The 17674-nt window shown below is 49.6% G+C and carries 13 protein-coding genes; 5 read left to right on the top strand and 8 right to left on the bottom strand.

Going from position 1 to position 17674, the window contains the following annotated elements:
• Positions 1–48: 48 nt before the first annotated feature.
• The 4 genes from IMY23_RS10755 to IMY23_RS10740 all read right to left on the bottom strand — a co-directional run bounded on the left by IMY23_RS10755 (position 49) and on the right by IMY23_RS10740 (position 4032).
• The gene (locus tag IMY23_RS10755) at positions 49–450 is read right to left on the bottom strand and encodes an STAS/SEC14 domain-containing protein (RefSeq protein WP_192822087.1); all 402 of its coding nucleotides are present in this window, start codon (positions 448–450) and stop codon (positions 49–51) included.
• A gap of 149 nt (positions 451–599) precedes the next feature.
• Complete coding sequence (locus IMY23_RS10750) at positions 600–1013, bottom strand: hypothetical protein (RefSeq protein ID WP_192822086.1); 414 nt, start codon at positions 1011–1013, stop codon at positions 600–602.
• 73 nt (positions 1014–1086) lie between these two features.
• Positions 1087–1602, bottom strand: a complete 516-nt coding sequence (locus IMY23_RS10745) for a GAF domain-containing protein (protein WP_192822085.1) — start codon at positions 1600–1602, stop codon at positions 1087–1089.
• Positions 1603–1872: 270 nt separating this feature from the next.
• On the bottom strand, positions 1873–4032 hold the full coding sequence (locus tag IMY23_RS10740; RefSeq protein ID WP_192822084.1) for a PAS domain S-box protein: 2160 nt from the start codon (positions 4030–4032) through the stop codon (positions 1873–1875).
• 276 nt (positions 4033–4308) lie between these two features.
• Here IMY23_RS10740 and IMY23_RS10735 point away from each other — a divergent pair, with 276 nt between their 5' ends.
• The 3 genes from IMY23_RS10735 to IMY23_RS10725 all read left to right on the top strand — a co-directional run bounded on the left by IMY23_RS10735 (position 4309) and on the right by IMY23_RS10725 (position 7188).
• A complete protein-coding gene (locus IMY23_RS10735) occupies positions 4309–4848 on the top strand; it encodes a hypothetical protein (protein ID WP_192822083.1) in 540 nt (179 codons plus the stop codon).
• 468 nt (positions 4849–5316) lie between these two features.
• The gene (locus IMY23_RS10730) at positions 5317–5544 is read left to right on the top strand and encodes a hypothetical protein (protein WP_192822082.1); all 228 of its coding nucleotides are present in this window, start codon (positions 5317–5319) and stop codon (positions 5542–5544) included.
• Between the two features lie 498 nt (positions 5545–6042).
• Complete coding sequence (locus IMY23_RS10725; RefSeq protein WP_192822081.1) at positions 6043–7188, top strand: DUF2652 domain-containing protein; 1146 nt, start codon at positions 6043–6045, stop codon at positions 7186–7188.
• Between the two features lie 57 nt (positions 7189–7245).
• Here IMY23_RS10725 and IMY23_RS10720 read toward each other — a convergent pair whose 3' ends face one another.
• Positions 7246–8433, bottom strand: coding sequence for a Pycsar system effector family protein (locus tag IMY23_RS10720; protein ID WP_192822080.1), 1188 nt, complete (start codon positions 8431–8433; stop codon positions 7246–7248).
• A gap of 429 nt (positions 8434–8862) precedes the next feature.
• Here IMY23_RS10720 and IMY23_RS10715 point away from each other — a divergent pair, with 429 nt between their 5' ends.
• Together IMY23_RS10715 and IMY23_RS10710 are read left to right on the top strand one after the other, a co-directional pair.
• A complete protein-coding gene (locus IMY23_RS10715; protein WP_192822079.1) occupies positions 8863–12612 on the top strand; it encodes a metallophosphoesterase in 3750 nt (1249 codons plus the stop codon).
• Between the two features lie 45 nt (positions 12613–12657).
• A complete protein-coding gene (locus IMY23_RS10710; protein WP_192822078.1) occupies positions 12658–13701 on the top strand; it encodes a DUF6268 family outer membrane beta-barrel protein in 1044 nt (347 codons plus the stop codon).
• 414 nt (positions 13702–14115) lie between these two features.
• On the opposite strand, the gene ppk1 is transcribed toward IMY23_RS10710, so the two are convergent.
• From ppk1 to IMY23_RS10695, 3 genes are all read right to left on the bottom strand, one after another.
• Complete coding sequence (gene ppk1 / locus IMY23_RS10705) at positions 14116–16224, bottom strand: polyphosphate kinase 1 (protein WP_192822077.1); 2109 nt, start codon at positions 16222–16224, stop codon at positions 14116–14118.
• A 37-nt stretch (positions 16225–16261) separates the two neighbouring features.
• Positions 16262–16759 (bottom strand): histidine phosphatase family protein, encoded by a 498-nt coding sequence (locus IMY23_RS10700; RefSeq protein WP_192822076.1) that lies wholly within the window; start codon positions 16757–16759, stop codon positions 16262–16264.
• A 202-nt stretch (positions 16760–16961) separates the two neighbouring features.
• Positions 16962–17561, bottom strand: a complete 600-nt coding sequence (locus IMY23_RS10695; RefSeq protein WP_192822075.1) for a hypothetical protein — start codon at positions 17559–17561, stop codon at positions 16962–16964.
• Between the last annotated feature and the right edge of the window lie 113 nt (positions 17562–17674).

The raw sequence follows: 17674 nt of genomic DNA, 5'->3' as shown, positions 1-17674 counted from the left end.
GTGGTGGTAAGACGAAACGTGTAATTCTTGGTTTGCTGCCGACTGTATTCAGTCCGTTGATTTGAGCCACTTCATTGCGGAGTCGGTGTCAGTGAACGCCTGCACCTCAAAGGAGATGTTCATCTTTGCCAAGGTTCTCTTAACCAGATTCTCCCTGATGGATTCGGGGGTGACCAGCCGTGCGACTCTCCGTACCCTGGTCAGCATGAGGTCACGGTAGAATTCGGTGATAATGGTGGCATAACCTTCATTGCCACCCAAAATATCTGTTTTCCTGGCGTCCAGTAGTATTCTCTTCACATCATAGTTGCGAACATGCTCCACAATTACCTTCAGGCACCGCTTCATCTCTGGCATGACCACATCATCCACGTTAGGCATCTCAAACCTGAGTATGTCTGTGGCAGGTTCATAGTCAAGCTCTATGAAGCCGTTCTTGAAAATAATCATACTATGGTAATCTGAAACATATGGAGTTAATGAGGCAGACAATAAGCCGTTAAGCATGTAAAAGCTGCCTTTAACGCTCTGATACGTGTCTTAAGTACGCTTAGCGCATCCCTCAGGGTTTAGGGAACAATTAGAATACTTAGTTGACTTCACTCCTCTGACTTGAGCCAATCCAATGCTGTGTCAGAGTCAGAAAAATTCCGAAGCATGAACGGTAGCGCCAAAGTCGATTGAATATGCTGGATATTGCCTTGCGTTCTCTGCTCCGCCTCAGCAACCAGTGACTGAACCCTTGCCAGCTTTTTAAGGCGGGTATTCACCAGGCCAGCAGCCAGATAGGAGGCAATCTCCCTGCTCTCTACCTCATTGACTGAGCTTGTGGAGTTGGAAGAGTCCAACAAGAGGTTCTTGACATCGTAGCTTCTTACGGTTTCCAGCAGGGTGTCTATGGAGTGCTTCACCTCAGGTATCAGGTACCCGTGTAGGTCAGGGTACTGAACCTGTAGGATATCGGTTGAAGGCTCATAATCCAATTTTATCACGCTGTTCTGGAATAGAATCATATCCACCCTTTGGTTGAGTATTGTAAGTATTCGTTAAAATCGGTGGCGGTGCTAAGGCTTTGCGTGACTGAAGTTAATTTTTGCGATGCTCTAACCTGTATTCGAGTTCTTCCATGACAATGGAGGCAAGCCCTTCCAGTAATCTGCCATCTTCCTCGGAGAATTCCCTGGGTGCTTTGTCGGCAATAGCCACTACCCCGATATTGAATCCGTCTGGGGTTTTCAAGGGTGCGGCAGCATAGAAACCTAAGCCGAACTCACCATGTACCATGGGGTTCCCTTTCAGTTCAATCTCCTTATGGGTATCTTTATAGACCGTGAATTCATCTTTGAGGATAGCCAGTGAGCATAAGCCTATCTCTCGGGCGATGCGTTGGTTGCCGTCAAAACCCACGCTTGCCTTAATCAAGATGTTTTCCATCTCCACCAAATTGACGAATGCCATGGGAACATCGAAAGCCAGCGCAGCCGTACTCACCACATGCTGGAAAGTGCCTTTGAGTTCATACTTATCTATGTTGCTATACCCGTATAACCTTGCCAAGCGCTCTTGCTCATTGTTCCCTATGCTTACTTTTTCCTTGCCCATTCTCCTAACAAGATAGTAGTTTTCACTTTGCTTTAAATTCTGGTTGTTTTCTGGCTCACGGTTAATATTCCCAAAGGCTGCGTATAGTTATGCAGTAGAAATCCCTTTTGCATTTTCATTGAAAAGGGGGTGTAAAATCCGATAAAGGTAGGAAGAATTTTGGTGATGGATGTAACAATCCAGACTTAAACCAATGAATATCAAAGCGTGTATCTTCCATTACACCATAGGAAGCGGACTTTTCGGTTTTGAATCATTTAGTTGAGATGGTCAGGAAGGCAGATAAATCATGAATCTGGTGCCAAACCCCACCCCACTGACTGCTTTGATAGAACCTCCCATGGCGTCCAAGTGGTTCTTTACGAGAAACAATCCCATGCCTCTCCCAGGTTGCTCTGCATGGAACCGTTTATACATCCTGAACAGGTTGTCTTTCGCCTTCTTCATGTCAAACCCTATTCCATTGTCAGAGAATGATACAATCGTGCCTCTGCTTGGGTTGCCAATGGCTTTGATGCGAATCCTCAAAGGTCTTTCAGGAGACCTGTATTTGATGGAATTGGACACCAGGTTATGGAATATGCTGTACATGTAAGCCCTGTTCGCCCTTAGGCTCAAGCCCTCCTGTATGTCCATACTAACATCAGCACCAATGGTTAGGAGCTTTTCCCCGAAAGATTGCGAAACCTCGTTGATTACGGCAGTGAGGTCAACCGTTTCAGTTTCCAGGTTATACTTGCTGTCTCGGATGCTGAGGATTGAGTTCATATCCCGCATGACCGTGTCCAGCCTATGGGCATCTTGCTTCAGGTAGGACAATGCTTTATGAAATGATTCAGATTGCTTATCCAACATATTCAAAGCGTCTGCCAGGCCCATGATGTTGGCGATTGGTGACCTGAGATTATGGGAGACTATGTAGGTGAACTGCTGAAGGTCGGTGTTCTTGCGGTAGAGTTCCTGCGCCAAGGCTGACAACTCTAACTCTTTGTTCTTCAGTGAACTGATGTCAGTCTGCACCTCAATAAACCTTGAAATCTCTCCGCTTTCGGAATAAGCTGGGCTGATTTCTATGTTTACCCAATATTCCTCCCCATTTTTCCTGACGTTCAATACCTCCAACGAGATAGGCTCCCCACCCAGAAGCTTCGGCTCTAAAAGCTTATACTCCTTTATGTCCGTCTTGTGGCTGTGCAATAGCTCCGAGGGTTTTCTGCCCATGGCTTCTACGAGGCTGTAACCAGTCAGGTCGGTGAAGCCTAAGTTCACCCATTCAATCCTCCAATCCTTGTCAGCTATCAACACGCTGTTGTTGGTCTTGCTGGCCACCAATGAAAGCTTCTCGAGTTCCTTCCTTGCTTTCACGTTTTCGGTAATGTCCGTGAAGTAGATGGAAATTCCCTCTGATGATGGGAATGCCTTTACTTCCAGCCAGACGCTGGTCATTGAGAAATATGCCTCGAAGTGGACAGGCTGCATCGTTTCCATGGCATGCTGGTATTGCCTATCGAACTCCCCGCCCAACTCGGAAGGAAATTCCTTCCAGGCATTCTTCCCTATATGGTAATTTTTGTTTATGCCCAGAATTCTCTCCGCCTCACGGTTGATAAAGGCGAAGTTCCATTCCCTGTCCATAGTGAAGAAGGCGTCTGTGATGCTCTCGAAGATGGTGTTGAGCTTTTTAGCCTGAAGTTGGATTGTCTCATAGGCATGAACCATATCCGTGATATCCTTGGCTATGGTTTGAACCCCAATGACTTCCTGGTTCACTTTCACTGGAAACTTCACAGTGTCAAATATCCTGGGTTTTTCTCCATCTTTCTGGTACTCAAGGTCAAACCTGACGGTGCTGCCCAACAGGGTCTGTTCAAGATACCTTTGGTTCATATCAGCCATTTTTGGGGGCAACAAGCAGGATAATGTGGAGTTGGTCACCTCTTCCTTTTTGCAGTTGAACGTCTCTATGAAGGTCTCATTCACCTTGGTTATCTTTCCAGCGGTGTCCTCGTAGAAAATAACGTCTGGGTGATTCTCAAACAATGACTTGTGCCATTGGACTTCCTTGGCCAACCTGACCTCGTTTTTCTGTTGGCAGGGCTTTTTGCGGGCCGAGCAGAACAAGAGGTTTTCCTCTGGTGACCAAACAGCCGTCCAAATAACTTTTACGGTACCCCCATCTTTACCTACATAACGGTTTTCGAAACCGTTGACGCTTTCTCCGTCCATGAGCTTTTCGGCAATCTTTGAGGTGAGAACCCTGTCCTCCTCATGCACGAAGTCAATAAAGGGCTTGCCTTCCAAGTCCACCCTACTGAAACCTAATATTTGTTCGCAGGAGTCATTCACCCGCACAAACCGACCGCTTTTGTCTATGGCGCAGAGCATGTCGGGCAAATGCTTCATAATCTTTTCTGGGATATTATCTTCCATTGAGCATCTGTTTTAAGGTCACAGCCAAGGATTATATGCAAAATAGTAATAATTGAATAACTATATCCCATTTCAGATTTATGAGTAGACAGTTCATAGGTAAAAGATTAGGCAAGTTTAGACAGCCTAAAGAGATGCGAATAGAGAACCCCCAGAGTTTAGTAAGCAGTATAAACTTGTTGGTCAAGTGTAGGCATTAGAGTTTGATTGAAAAAGTAATGGTAAATTAGGGAGACGCATAAAGCCCCTGCTTTTCTTTTCCTTTTTCTGTTGCACATGAATAAATTAATGCTTTTGTCAATGGTTGGATATTGTGCCATCATTTCAATGGTGCCAAAAACTAAAAGTGACACCTACACTAATGAAGAATTAATTAAGCTCAACCATGCCTACATCAAAGTATTAAAAGAACATAGGAGTAGGAGCGCAGGAATTGATGTCATGGTCAAATTGGATACTACTACCATGTACACTGCGCATGCTTTTGCGTATGAGTTGCAAAAAGAAAACAGGATTGGGCATCCACCTATAAGTGTATTAAAGAAGTTAGGTGTGGCTGAAATTGCACAAGGTATGAGTGCAGACGCTATCAAATACTATAGAGATAGAAACTACGATGCCCTTGCACGATATGCCTACATATTATTCTCAACTTCACCCATACATAATTCTATCCAGCGAAAATCTAACCTTTACTTTATAGGAGTAGGGTGTAACACGCATGCGTTTGTAGTAAGGTTGAGAGAAAGCCCAATGTCTAATGGGTTAACCGAGGGAGATAAACAATTATTGAATAAGCTTTTAGCAGAAAAGTAGTAGTAAAATATTTTACACAAATATTTTACACTTGTGATTTATTAAAGGGTTTGAAATTAGATAATATAAAGAATAAAAGCTTTTAAATGCTGTATGGTGGACAGGGAGTTGAATTAATAAAATATAGCGAATAAATGAAATTGTGGAAACTTCTATTCTATCCGTTGAACTACGGGGCCTTGCCTGACTTACAAAGTAGGTGCTGCAAAAGTAAAGAAATTATGGTGCCCACAAACCCACACGTCAGAAATTTTAGGCAAGACCTAAACCGTGCGCCAAATCATGCTTACTTCTTGGGCAGCACCCAGGTAGCTTTAAATAACGCGCCACGGCCAGGGAAAGTATAAGGCGCGCTTGGTCTATTACCACTTAATTTCTGGGCTAATTATTTTAATAGTAAATGATTTAATTCTTTAATTAGTCGCTTGAATATTCTTTGTAATTTCTATATTTGCTCCACAGTAACACATGTGTTATTTCAAACTAAATAATAATATGAGAGAGCAACTTAAAAGCAAGCTTGACAAAATGCAAATGGAGGTAATCAGAGATTGCCAAAATGTAGAAGATGTGCAGTTAATGCTGGGAATCTTTAGCCAAATGAACGAGGCGTTGAACCAGATTCCAGATTCAATGACCAGACCAAAAGGCGCTAAGAGAGGCCGCAAACCAAAAAATGCCGAAGCTAATTCCTAGTTTCCAGTCAACATAAAAGAAGAGGCGGTGGTAAAACATCGCCTTTTTTTATGGGTATTGTTGCGGCGTTAAAAAATGGAAATTAGCCTTTAGTTCCAAAGAAATAGCTTTGCCTGCCATGAAAGGGCGCCAAAGAAGATTTACGCCGCTCTGCGTTATTTTCCGTTTTCGGGCTCATTTCCAGAAATGAGCCTGAAAACGGAACTACTCCCGATATGGGCAGAATACGTACCCAGCAGGGGAGGATTCGCTTGGCAGATTACAACCTGGCGTATAATGGTTTTTGGTTTAAATGATTTCGGTTTCAAGGCTTTTTTGAAACTTTTGGCCATGTATAAGGTACAGTCAAGAAACCTTAGGGCGGCGCGTGAAAATAAAATTTGTACAAATCTGCCCAGGTAGCAAAGCAAAGCCGCATATTCACGTATAAGTGCCGAAACCAAGCATCGCCGCCAATCTGGCGCGTTGCTTTCAGCAAAAAGAAGATACGCCTGTTTCATGGAGTCAACAGTGACCAACCAATCTTTCTTACCCCATGACGCTGATGATTCTCAGCCGGCCTTGCTGTTTATACCAGACATAAGCGGCTTTACCCGGTTCATGCATGAAAACGGGGTGCGCTACAGCCGCAACCTCATTGCTGACCTGTTGGAAATCATTATTGAGGCCAACATCATCAACATGGAGCTCTGCGAGATTCAGGGCGACGCCATTCTGTTCTACAAGCTGGGCACGCCGCCTACCGTTGATGAGATTGTGAGCCAGTGCAAGCAGATTTTCCTTGATTTCCAGAACTACCTCAAAATCATGGACCGCGGCGCACTGGTTGGCGCACAGCTGGCAGAAAACCCGCTCACGCTTAAGATTGTGGTGCATTACGGGCGCATCAGCATCACCCAGATACGGGACTACACCAAACTCATGGGCACAGACGTGATTGTGGCCCACCGGCTCCTCAAGAACAGCATTGTGGGTGCGGAGTATGTCTTGATGACCGAAAAATACCTCAGCACGCAGAAGCCGGAAGACATTGCCAAAAGCTTTGAGTGGACCCAGCTTAAAGAAGGCTTCAACAACTATGAGCACATGGGCGATGTGCATTACCGCTATGCCTTTCTCACGCCGCTGCGCTTGCTGGTCACAGATCCCACTGCCGAGCATACCCGTGAGAATTACCCCAACACGTTTTCATTAAAAACCAAGATTGCCGCGCCTGTAGAGATGGTGTTGCGCATCATCAGGAACTACCGCTTAAAAAACAGGTGGCTGCACAAAGTGAAAAGCGTGACCTATGACACCAAAAAAATAAACCGGCTGGGCACGTATTTCCTCTGCGAGATGGAGAAAGGCGGCATAATAGAAATACAGACGCTGCAGTGCCGCGTTACCCCGGAGAAGGTGGAGTACATTGAGAAAATCTCCAACTTCAAGATGTTCCCCAACGCTCTGTTGTTCTTCTACCTCACGCCGGGCGTAGGGCCTGAAACCAACCTCACGCTGGAGTTTCATTACAGCCGGGTGTCAGTGGGAGATTACTTTTATGACTTCTTCGGAAGAAAGCAGATCAAAGGCTTCATGAAAACCTCCGTGAAACAACTCAAAGCCCTCTGTGAACAGGTGCACGCCAAACAGCAACTCAAATAAAAAGGCCGAAAGCAACAGCTTCCGGCCTTTTTTAATGCTCCTGAATTCCAGGGTTTCTTAACGCGCAATGGCAATCACAAAAGACAGCACGGTTAAGATTATGCCAATCATAAAGATGGTGTAGGAAATGCGCAGTAGCCGGTATTTCTTGCTGAGCACATCGCCTAGGTAATAAATGTCTGTGATCATGTTGTTGTAGAGCGCGTTCTTGTCCCGCATGATGTCATGCATACCCGACTGAAAATCCTCCAGCGGAATCTTGGTGAAATTCCCGAAGAACAACAGGTTGATGCGCCGGCTGGTGAGTTTGTTGGGCCGAAGCCGGAAACTGGTCACCTCTGGCTGCGCAGAGATAATAGCCGAAATCACGGATGCCAGAGAGGTAGCCAACAGAATGCCCACCGGAATCATGAGAATGGGATTTCTGGTGAACTCCGCGCCAATGATAGAGGACTTGGTGCCCAGGTAGGTGATGATGATGGACATGATGATGGCGTTGAGGCTGATCATCATGTTGGCTTTGTTGTCGGCAATGGCACTTAGACTGATGTGGTTGTCATAGGTGCTTTTGAACATGGTCTCAATGCCGCGTTTGGGCTGGGCCAGGTTCTCACGGTTCTGCTTCTCCTTCTTCTTTTTCTTTTTGGCCAGTTCCAGCAGGTGCGCGCGCTGGGCCTGTATGTTCTTGCTGAGTTGCTTGGAGTACTTGGTCTGCGCCGCCTGCGTCCGGAAACTGACAGACAGCAGAAAGTCCAGCTGGTATTGAGACCACTCCAGGTCTGTGAACGTGCGGTCCATGAAGATTTCCCATTCCACGCGCAGCAGTTCAGCGGTGGCAAAGAAGGTCTCCTTGCCAATGTTGGCAATGTCTGCGTCTACCAGAATGTCTTCCAGCAGATGGTGGGTGAGTTGGCCGTGTTTGGTGGCAATGATGCAGCGGGCCACCTGGTGGATCTTCTCCTCCGGGTAGTTTTCCTCGCGCAGAAAGGCGGTGGCAATCTCCACGCTTTCGTCTTCATGCCCTTCATAGGTGCTAATGTAGCCGGTGTCATGAAACCAGGCAGACAAGACCAGCACCTCCATGTCATCTTCAGACAGCTGGTGGCCTTCCGCCAGTTGGCGGGCTTCCTTTACCACCTCAAAGGTGTGTTTGTAGTTGTGGTAAACCAGCTTTTTAGACAACTTCTCTTTGAAAAGGGCAAATACATAGTTGCCGGCTTTTCTTATGAGATCTTCTTTTTCCATAAACAAGTTGGAGAGGCTCCGCCCGTAGCGCCGTTAAAAGGGTTGTGATGTATTAATGGGAGATAGTTTGTTCCAAAGGTCTACAACGCATTTTACCTGTGTAAGGTTAGCCGGTTGGTAATTCCGTTTTGGGGCTCATTTTCAGAAATGAGCCCCAAAACACTTGGTTGGCCCTTCTGGTGCCCCCGGGGAGTTGGGTTAATTTTATTTTACGGCCCGCTTAAAGTTTAACCGCCTATCTTGTCGAAATCTTCTTAACCCTGGCCCCGCTGCTTACGTCTTATGCACTATATACCCATAAAGCTATCTAAGTGCGGGGCCGCAGCATCACAAAGGCTAACCCCCCGTATAAGGACAAGTTTTTCAGGGAGGGCCGGCCGGTATATGCCAGATGGTTTTCCTGCCCTGAACAATTGAAAGTACCGGTTCATGAAAAAACACTACTACCTATTTCTTCTTCCGTTGGTTTTGCTGTGCCTCATGCAGGCGTGCACTACGTCAAAACCGTTCTACGCCCGCACCGTGGCCAACTGGAAGCAACAGCTGCCCAAAGACTCCACTGAGATCATGTACAGCGTCTTTCTCATTGGTGACGCGGGCGCTCCCCTCACAGATAAGCCAGACCCTACCCTCATGCTTCTCAAGTCTCAGATAGAGGCAGCCGGTGAAAAGAGCGCCGTGGTGTACCTGGGTGATAATATTTACCACAACGGGTTGCCCGAGCCTGGTGCCTATGACCGTAAGACCGCCGAAGACCGCATGAAAGCCCAGCTGGACATTCTCAAAGGCTACAAAGGCGAAAAATACATGATCCCCGGCAACCATGACTGGGGCGGCGGTAGCGGTACCCCAGACGGCTGGGATGCCGTGATCAGGGAAGAGCGCTTTGTGGAAGAATACCTGGCCGACAGCAACATTGTGGTGGGCACCGACTTCTTTGTGCCAGGCAACGGCTGCCCCGGCCCGTTTGAGGTCTTGATAGAAGAAGACATTGTCTTAATTGCGCTCAACTCCCACTGGTGGCTGCACCCCTACGCCAAACCCTACGGCGATGACAACATCTGCGGTGTGGCCAATGAGGTAGACATGCTGGTGCAGCTGGAAGACGTTATAGACAAAAACAAAGACAAGAACATTGTGGTGGTGGCGCATCATCCATTGGCTAGTAACGGCATACATGGCGGCTATTTCACGCTCACAGACCATTTGTTCCCTCTCACCATCATTAGAAAAGGGTGGGTGTTGCCGCTGCCTATAATTGGTTCCATCTATCCTTTGTCACGCAAGTACGGGGGCATTACCCAAGACATTCCGCACCCCACCTACCAGGCATACATCAAGGGGCTCATGGCCATCTTTGAGAAGTATGACAACATTGTGTACGCCGCCGGCCATGAACACAATCTGCAGTACACCAAACTGGGCAAAGTTAACCACATCATCAGTGGGTCTGGTTGCAAAACCCAGCACGTATCTGCAAGCGGCGATGCCCTGTATGCCCATAAGAACAAAGGTTTTGCGCGGGTCAATTACTACAAGAACGGCGAGGCCTGGGTTGAATTCTGGGTATCACATGATGATGCTGCCACGCCGCCGGAGTTGGCTTTCAGAACGCCCATGTATGCCAAAACCAAAGTTAAGGAAGAAGACATCGCGCTCATCAAGGAAACCTACGAAGACAGTTCCATCACGGTGCCAGCCAACCCCATGTACGCCGCCGGCGGCGTGAAAACCAGCTTCCTGGGCAAGCATTACCGCGCCGAGTGGATTACCCCTATCAAACTGCCCTTGCTGGACCTCAACTCAGAAAGAGGCGGCCTGGTACCTTACCAGAAAGGTGGTGGAAAGCAGACTACCTCGCTTAAACTAAGAAATGAAGACGGCCGTGAATACACCTTAAGGTCCATCAATAAAGACCCCACCAATGTGCTGCCCGTAGCCTTGCAGGAGACTTTTGCGCGGGATTTGTTACAAGATCAGATCTCGGCGCAGCACCCGTACGGGGCCCTCATTGCCGCGCCGCTGGCGGGTACCGTGGGCGTGTTCCACACCAACCCCAAACTGGTGTACGTGCCCAATGACCCGCGCCTGCGCCAGTACTTAGATGAGTTTGGCAATACGGTGGCTTTTTTGGAGGAAGACGCCGATGAAGACCACTCAGACGTGGCCAGTTTGGGCAACGCCACTAACATTGTAGGCACTGAGAAAGTGCTGGAACGCAAGAAAAACGACCATGACAACCAGGTAGACGAAGTTTCCTTTGCCCGGGCGCGCTTGCTGGACATGCTCATTGGCGACTGGGACCGGCATGAAGGCCAGTGGCGCTGGGTAGAAACCAAATCAGGCGAAGACAACCGCACCTTCCAGCCAGTACCGGAAGACCGCGACGTGGCCTTCTTCAAAGCTGACGGCATCATTCCCTGGCTGGTGAGCCGGCGCTGGGGCATCCGGAACTTTCAGAATTTTGGAAAGACCTTTGGCGATTACAAAGGCTTGAACCTCACCGCCCTGACCGCCGACCGCACGTTCCTGTCCAGTGTGACCCGCGAGCAGTGGCTGTCAGTGGCCAATGAAATGAAGGCTGTGCTCACAGATTCTGCCATTGAAGAAGCCGTGAAGAAAATGCCGCCGGAAGTGTATCTGCTTTCTGGGCCAGACATCACCGCCAAACTCAAATCCAGACGTGACCTGTTGCCGCAGGTAGCAGAGAAATACTACGTGCACCTGGCCGAGGACGTGGACATTGCGGGCAGTGACAAACGGGAACGTTTTTCGGTGAAACGCCTTAATGATGATGAAACCGAAGTGACTGTCAACAAAATCACCAAAGAAGGCCGCGTGGGCAAGAAACTTTATTACCGCAAGTTCCTGCACAAAGAAACCGAAGAGATACGCCTCTACGGCCTGGGCGGCGATGACGTGTTTGAGGTGACTGGTAATGCCAAGAAAGGTGTGATGGTCCGTATTATTGGCGGCGAAGGAAATGATTCCATCTCTGATCTATCTACCGTGCGGGGGGGCGTGCGAAAGACCAAGGTGTATGACAACACACAGGAGCAGAACGTGCTGGCACTTGGCTCAGAGACAGAAGACAAAACCGAGGCCTTTGAAGACGTGAACCTCTATGACCGCGACAACTACAAGCTGGCGTATTTCGGGCCGAGGTTGTCTTTGGAGTTCAACGTAGATGACGGGCTGTTCATTGGCGGAGGGGCGGTGTACCGCAACCATAAATTCCGGAAGCAACCGTATGCCTCAGAGCATTACCTGCGCGCCAACTACGCCTTCGCCACCGGCGCCTATAACATACGCTATGACGCGGAGTACAAACAGGTGTTCAATGACAAGCTGGATTTGGGCGTGAAGGCCGCCATTTTTGGACCGCAGTACCAGATCAACTACTTCGGGTTGGGCAATGAAACCGTGCAGCAAGGAGATATTGATGACTACCATGTGCGCCTGTCCAGGTTAATGGTGTCGCCTACGCTCAACACCAGTTTCACCAGCTTTGTGCGGGTGGGCGTTGGGCCATTCTTTGATAGGTATACGGTCAATGAATTCCCCATTGTGACCACTGGTGGCGCGGAAGCCCCTCCTCTGGAATTTACCACTGACAATTTTACCGGGGTGCGGGCCTTTTTGAATGCGCAGGCGGTCAGTACTCCCATTAACCCGCGCATTGGTATAAAATGGCTGAACGAGTTCTCCTACCACCACCAATTAGGCGGTCAGAAAACGAATTTTGGTAGGGTAGGGTCTGAGTTCGTGTTTTACATTGGGCCTCGGTTGCCGTTCCAGGTGACGCTGGCGGCACGGTTTGGCGGTGCCCACACGGTAGGCGATTTTCCCGTGTACCTGGCCAATACTCTGGGAGGGCTTACCAACCTGCGGGGTTACCGGCGCACCCGTTTTGCCGGCCGAAGCTCACTTTACCAGAACACAGAATTACGGGTAGAGGTCTTCAAATTCAACGTGTACCTGTTCCCCGGCAAGTTTGGCGTGATGGGCTTGGTAGACCACGGCCGCGTCTGGGCCGATGGCGAAAACTCCAACAAAATTCACCGGGGCGTGGGCGGCGGCATCTGGATAGACGTGCTCAAGCAGGCCGTGATCAATGCCACCTATACCGCCGGCGAAGATGAAAAACTGTTCAACCTCAATTTCGGGTTCCTGTTTTAAGCCGTGGACATCGCAAAAGACCAGTCTTTCAGAAAACGTAGCACTATGAGATTATTTTTAACGGTGGCGTCAGTGCTTGTATGCGTGGTGCAGGGGCAATCCCAAGGGTTGTTCTCAGACTCTGTGCGGGCGGCGCAGGCCGCAATAGACCCACAAGAGTTCGCCAACCCGTCTGTGTTGGGCCAGGGCAAAAGCAAAGGCGTGGTGATCAGGTATGAGACGCTGCCGCGATTTGGCATGTCGTCAGAGGGCAAGCAGAACGGCATAGGCGGCGCGAGGGCCAGCGTACTGCGCAGCAACCGGTTTGAGTTCAAGGCTTACGCACCGGTCATCAATAACCCGCATTTCAAGCTGGTGATGGGTGGCGGCTATTTTCTGGAGGAGTTCAACTTCAAAAAACCAGATAATCTGAATTACCCTTTGTACGAGAACCTGGAAGACAAAGACCTGCGCTCCCTTGACGGCCAGATTATCATGCTGCGGTTGATCAACCAAAGGAACTGGCTTTTATTTAGGGTGAAGGGCGAACTGAACGGCGATTACGGCAAGTACTCAGACATCAGTTTCACGCGCTACCTGCGCACTTCTCTGGAAGCTATTTATGGGTGGAAGAAAAGCCCGTACCTGTCCTACGGGGTGGGCGTGCAGCTGGGCTACGCCTTCGGGCGGCAGACCATTTACCCGGCCTTGCTCTACAACCGCACCTTCAATGACCGCTGGGGCGTGGAGGCTATCTTCCCGGCCAGCGTCATGTTCCGGCGCAACATCTCAGAGAAGTCGTTGTTTTTCATGGGCTACAAAGTGGAAGGCGCCACCTACAACATCAACATAGACACGCCGCCGTTCCAAAATTTTGAGACGGTGGAGCTGCGGAAGTCGGAGCTGCGCGGCCGTTTCAGGTGGGAGCGGGAGATCTATGATTTCCTGTGGTTCGGGCTGGAGAGCGGTTACCGCTACACCCACAAGTTTGACGTGTATGACGGCCGAAACAAAACCGCCAACCCCTTGATTGAGAACAACATCAAAGACGCCGTGTACCTGAACTTCGAGATTTTCCTGGTGCCGCCCAAGCGTTTCTTGAAGCAATAGAAATTTTTCGCTTGAGTCTTGAAAGCCATTGGCTACTTCTGTATTTCACAGGTAGCTGATGGCTTTTTTTGTTGTCCGCCAGTTTTCCGTTTTCGGGCTCATTTCTGGAAATGAAGCCAAAAACGCATTTCGAAACCGTAGACACCAGGCACTGCCTTGACTCCCACACATTGCCCACGCATTCTGAAGAACTCCCCTCCTGTCTTAGGAGGGGTTGGGAGTGGTCCATTTCCTCCTGGAAAAAGTAAACCAGTCAATAGAAATAGAAAGCTCCACTGGTGTTCGTATAGAAATCAAAAAGCCACCGTTCTCCTCAGAACAGTGGCTTTTTGGTGGAATTCAGATTTTCTGTTTTAGGGCTCATTTTCAGAAATGAACCCTAAAACAGAAAAATTGGAGGTACTTGTACAAGATCTATAACACACCGGCGTCTTCGGCTTTCTTTTTGAGGTAGTCATAGAGTTCATACTGGCCCCGAATGGTGGTGTTGGGCGTGTCAGAGACCCAGTAGCTGTTGTCAGAGTTGCGGGCTTTCTGGTTGTCTTGGCGCTGCACGTCTAGCATGTGGCGGATTTCTGCGCGCAATGCTGGGTCATAGATAGGGAAGGCCACTTCCACGCGACGGCTGAGGTTGCGGTTCATCCAGTCAGCGGAGGCGATGTAGACTTTCTCCTCGCCACCATTCCCGAAAACGTAGATGCGCCCGTGTTCCAGGTAACGGTCCACAATGCTGCGCACCGTAATGTTCTCGCTCAGGTTGGGCACGCCCGGTAAGAGACAGTTTATGCCGCGCACCAGCAGTTCTATCTTCACCCCGGCCTGGCTGGCCTCATACAGTTGGGCAATCATGCGGCTGTCTTGCAGGGCGTTGAGCTTGACCAGAATATAGGCGGGTTGGCCGGCGCGGGCCAGTTCCATTTCGTGCTGAATAAGTGCCACAAAGCTTTCACGCAGGTTGAAGGGGGCCACCAGCAAGTGCTCAAAAGTATGCTCGCGGTTGCCTTTCACCAGAAAATCGAAGACCTGGCCCAGTTCCTGGGTTAAGCGCTCATCTGTGGTGAACAAGGCGTGGTCTGTATAGATTTCTGAGGTTTTCTCATTGAAGTTACCGGTGCTCAGGTACGCATACGAGACCGATTTGCCTTCTTCCTGCCTGATTACCAAGCCTATTTTGCAGTGTACCTTGAGGTCTGGCACGCCGTAAATGACATTGGCCCCGGCTTTCTCCAGTTTGTTGCCCCAGAAAATGTTGGATTCCTCGTCAAAACGCGCCTTCAGTTCAATGATCACCGTGACCAGTTTTCCGTGTTCGGCGGCCCTGATCAAGGCTTTGGCTACCTTAGATTTGTCGGCTACGCGGTACATGGTGGCACTTATGCTGGTCACATGGGGGTCATCGGCGGCTTCGTCAAAAAAGCGCAGCACGTAGTCAAATTTCTGGTAAGGGTAATGCACCAGGTGGTCCCGGTCTTTCATGGCGGCCAAAATGCTGGGGGCTTTCTCCAGGCTTGGGTGCGGAAGGACGGGGTGCGCCTCATAATACAAATCTTGGCGGTCAAACTTGGGGAACTTGAAGAAGTCCCGGAAGTTGTGGTAGCGGCTGCCCACCACCAGTTCTTCTGCCGTAATGCCAATGCGTTCCAGCAAGGCCTGCATCATGGGTTCTGGGGTGCGCGGGTCATAGAGCAGACGGCTGGGGTGGCCTTTTTCGCGCTTTTTCAGGCTTTTCTTGATTTTGGCCATGAGGTTGCCAGACACTTCCTCCTCAATGTCCAGTTCCGCGTCCCGCGAAAGTTTGAGGGCGAAGGCCTCTACGTGCTCAAACCCGGGGAAAAGTTCAGGCAAGCCCACGCGTATCACATCGTCCAGCATCATCACGTAGTGCCGGCCTTCCTCAGAGGGCAAATCCACAAACCGGCTGCCGTGTTTCTGCGTGGGAATCTCCAGCAGGGCGTGCTGCTCGGGTTCATCGCCTTTGGGTACTAACCTGATGATGAGGTACACCGTCTGGTCTTTGAGGAACAGCGGGCTGGGGTTGGAACTGAAAATAAGCGGCACCAGCAGCGGTTTTACATGCTGCTTGAAGTACTGCAAGGCCATTTCACGCTGCCCGTCATGGCACTCCTCATTGGTGATGAGGTGAATGTTCTCTTTCCGGAGTTCGGGGAGGAGTTCGTTTCTATAGACCAGGCCAAACTCTTTCTGCTGGCGGGTGACTTCGGTGAGAATCTCGTCTAGTTCCTGCTTGGGGTCATCAGAGAGTTTTTCGCGGGTTTTCTTCTTGAGCTTGACCAGGCGGCGCATGGTGGCCACGCGCACTTTGAAATATTCATCTAGGTTAGACGAGAAAATGGCCATGAAGTTGAGGCGCTCCAACAGCGGCACCCGCGGGTCTTTGGCCTCCTGCAGCACGCGGTAATTGAACGCCAGCCAGCTCATTTCGCGGCTGAGCATGGGCACTTCAGGTTTCTCTTGTTCAGGTATAAGCGGTTCTGTGGGCTCAGAAGTGTCTTTTGCAGCCATGTAGAAGGTGGGTTTATGCGTGGCGCCGGCGGGCGGCCTAGCGGTAATTTTTTGGGAAATCTAGGAAAAGAAGCTTGGCGTTTTCCGCGGTGGCCTGGGACCAGTACTCCACGTCAAAGCTGAAACCGGCCACCCCGGCGGTGGGCAAATTGGCGATGCTTTTCTCTGGCGCCAGCAGGTTCACCAACTCTGTGAAGGTAGGGTTGTGGCCCACCAGCATCACGTAGCTGTACTCATCTGGCAGAGACTGCACAAAGAACAGCATCTCCTCTGACCCCATGCGGTAGAGTTCTTCCTGGGCGCTTATCTTTTCTGGGTCAAAATCCAGTTCCTTGGCAAACAGCGTGGCTGTGCTCAAGGCGCGCACCGCGCTGCTGGAGATGAGCAGATCCAGCTTTATTTTACGATCCAGGAGCTCCTGTCCCATGATCTGGGCATCATTGCGGCCCCGTTTGGCCAAGGGCCGGTCATGGTCGCTGAGGTCTTCAAAGTCCCAGCTGGATTTGGCGTGTCTTACTAAATATAAGGTCTTCATAGAATGCTGCTAACAGGAAAAGCCACAGTGCCCAGATTGGTTGGGTGCTGTGGCTTTTGTCTTTACTGAAACGCCCTGAAATAGTTGTGTCTAGCGGTTGGGTGGCGAAGGAAAAATATTTGTGAAACCTTGTTCATTAGAGTAGAAAGGAAATTTGCGTTTTCGGCCTCATTTCTGAAAACGGAGCCGAAAACGGGAAATACTACCGGCGGTATACCATGTCGAAGCGGCCCTCGCGCACCTCCACCTTCTCGCCCTTGCTGTTGACGGTGTCAAACCAGAAGGTGCCCGCCACAATATGGCGCTGCTCGTCAAGCTTGGTGATGCGCAGCTCGCCTGTAAGCGCGGAGGCCTCCATGTACAAGTCTTCCCCTGGGGGGCCAAAGAAGATATACTCGCCAAAGGCCCTCCCCTCAGTACCCCGTGTTGTCAGCGGGTACACCTCCCCTTCCTTCAACGCAAGGGCAGACGTGCCCACATTAACCAAGGCCCGGTTCTTGCTTTTCATATCAGCGCCTGCAACATAGAAGTAGTAACCCTTCGGCTTGTCATCATGTTGAATATTTTGGTAGTGACACTGATAAGATGGTACCCCAAAACCCATCTGGCCGGTGGGAAAGTGCGCCTTGCCGTTGACCAGGCACCCAAAAGTATTCTTGCCCTCCTGCGTGGCGGCCGGCAGACGCTCAATTTCAGAGATTTCCTCTTTTTTGCAGGAAGAAGCCATGAACAGAAGTCCGGTGAGCAGTGGCAGCAGGCGGCCTAAAATCAATTTTTTGTAGTTGTGCAGAAAGGGCCCCATAGGTTGAAAGATTGAAAATCAAATCAATATAGCAAACCCATTGAAATGTTTCCCAGTTTTTATTGCTACAAGTCAGGCCTCTAGGTTTCCGTTTTCGGGCTCATTTCCAGGAA

This window comes from Rufibacter sp. LB8 (assembly GCF_014876185.1).
Classification (GTDB): Bacteria; Bacteroidota; Bacteroidia; order Cytophagales; family Hymenobacteraceae; genus Nibribacter.
Note: the sequence above shows the minus strand (reverse complement) of the source record. Positions and strands in the feature narration are given on the sequence as shown.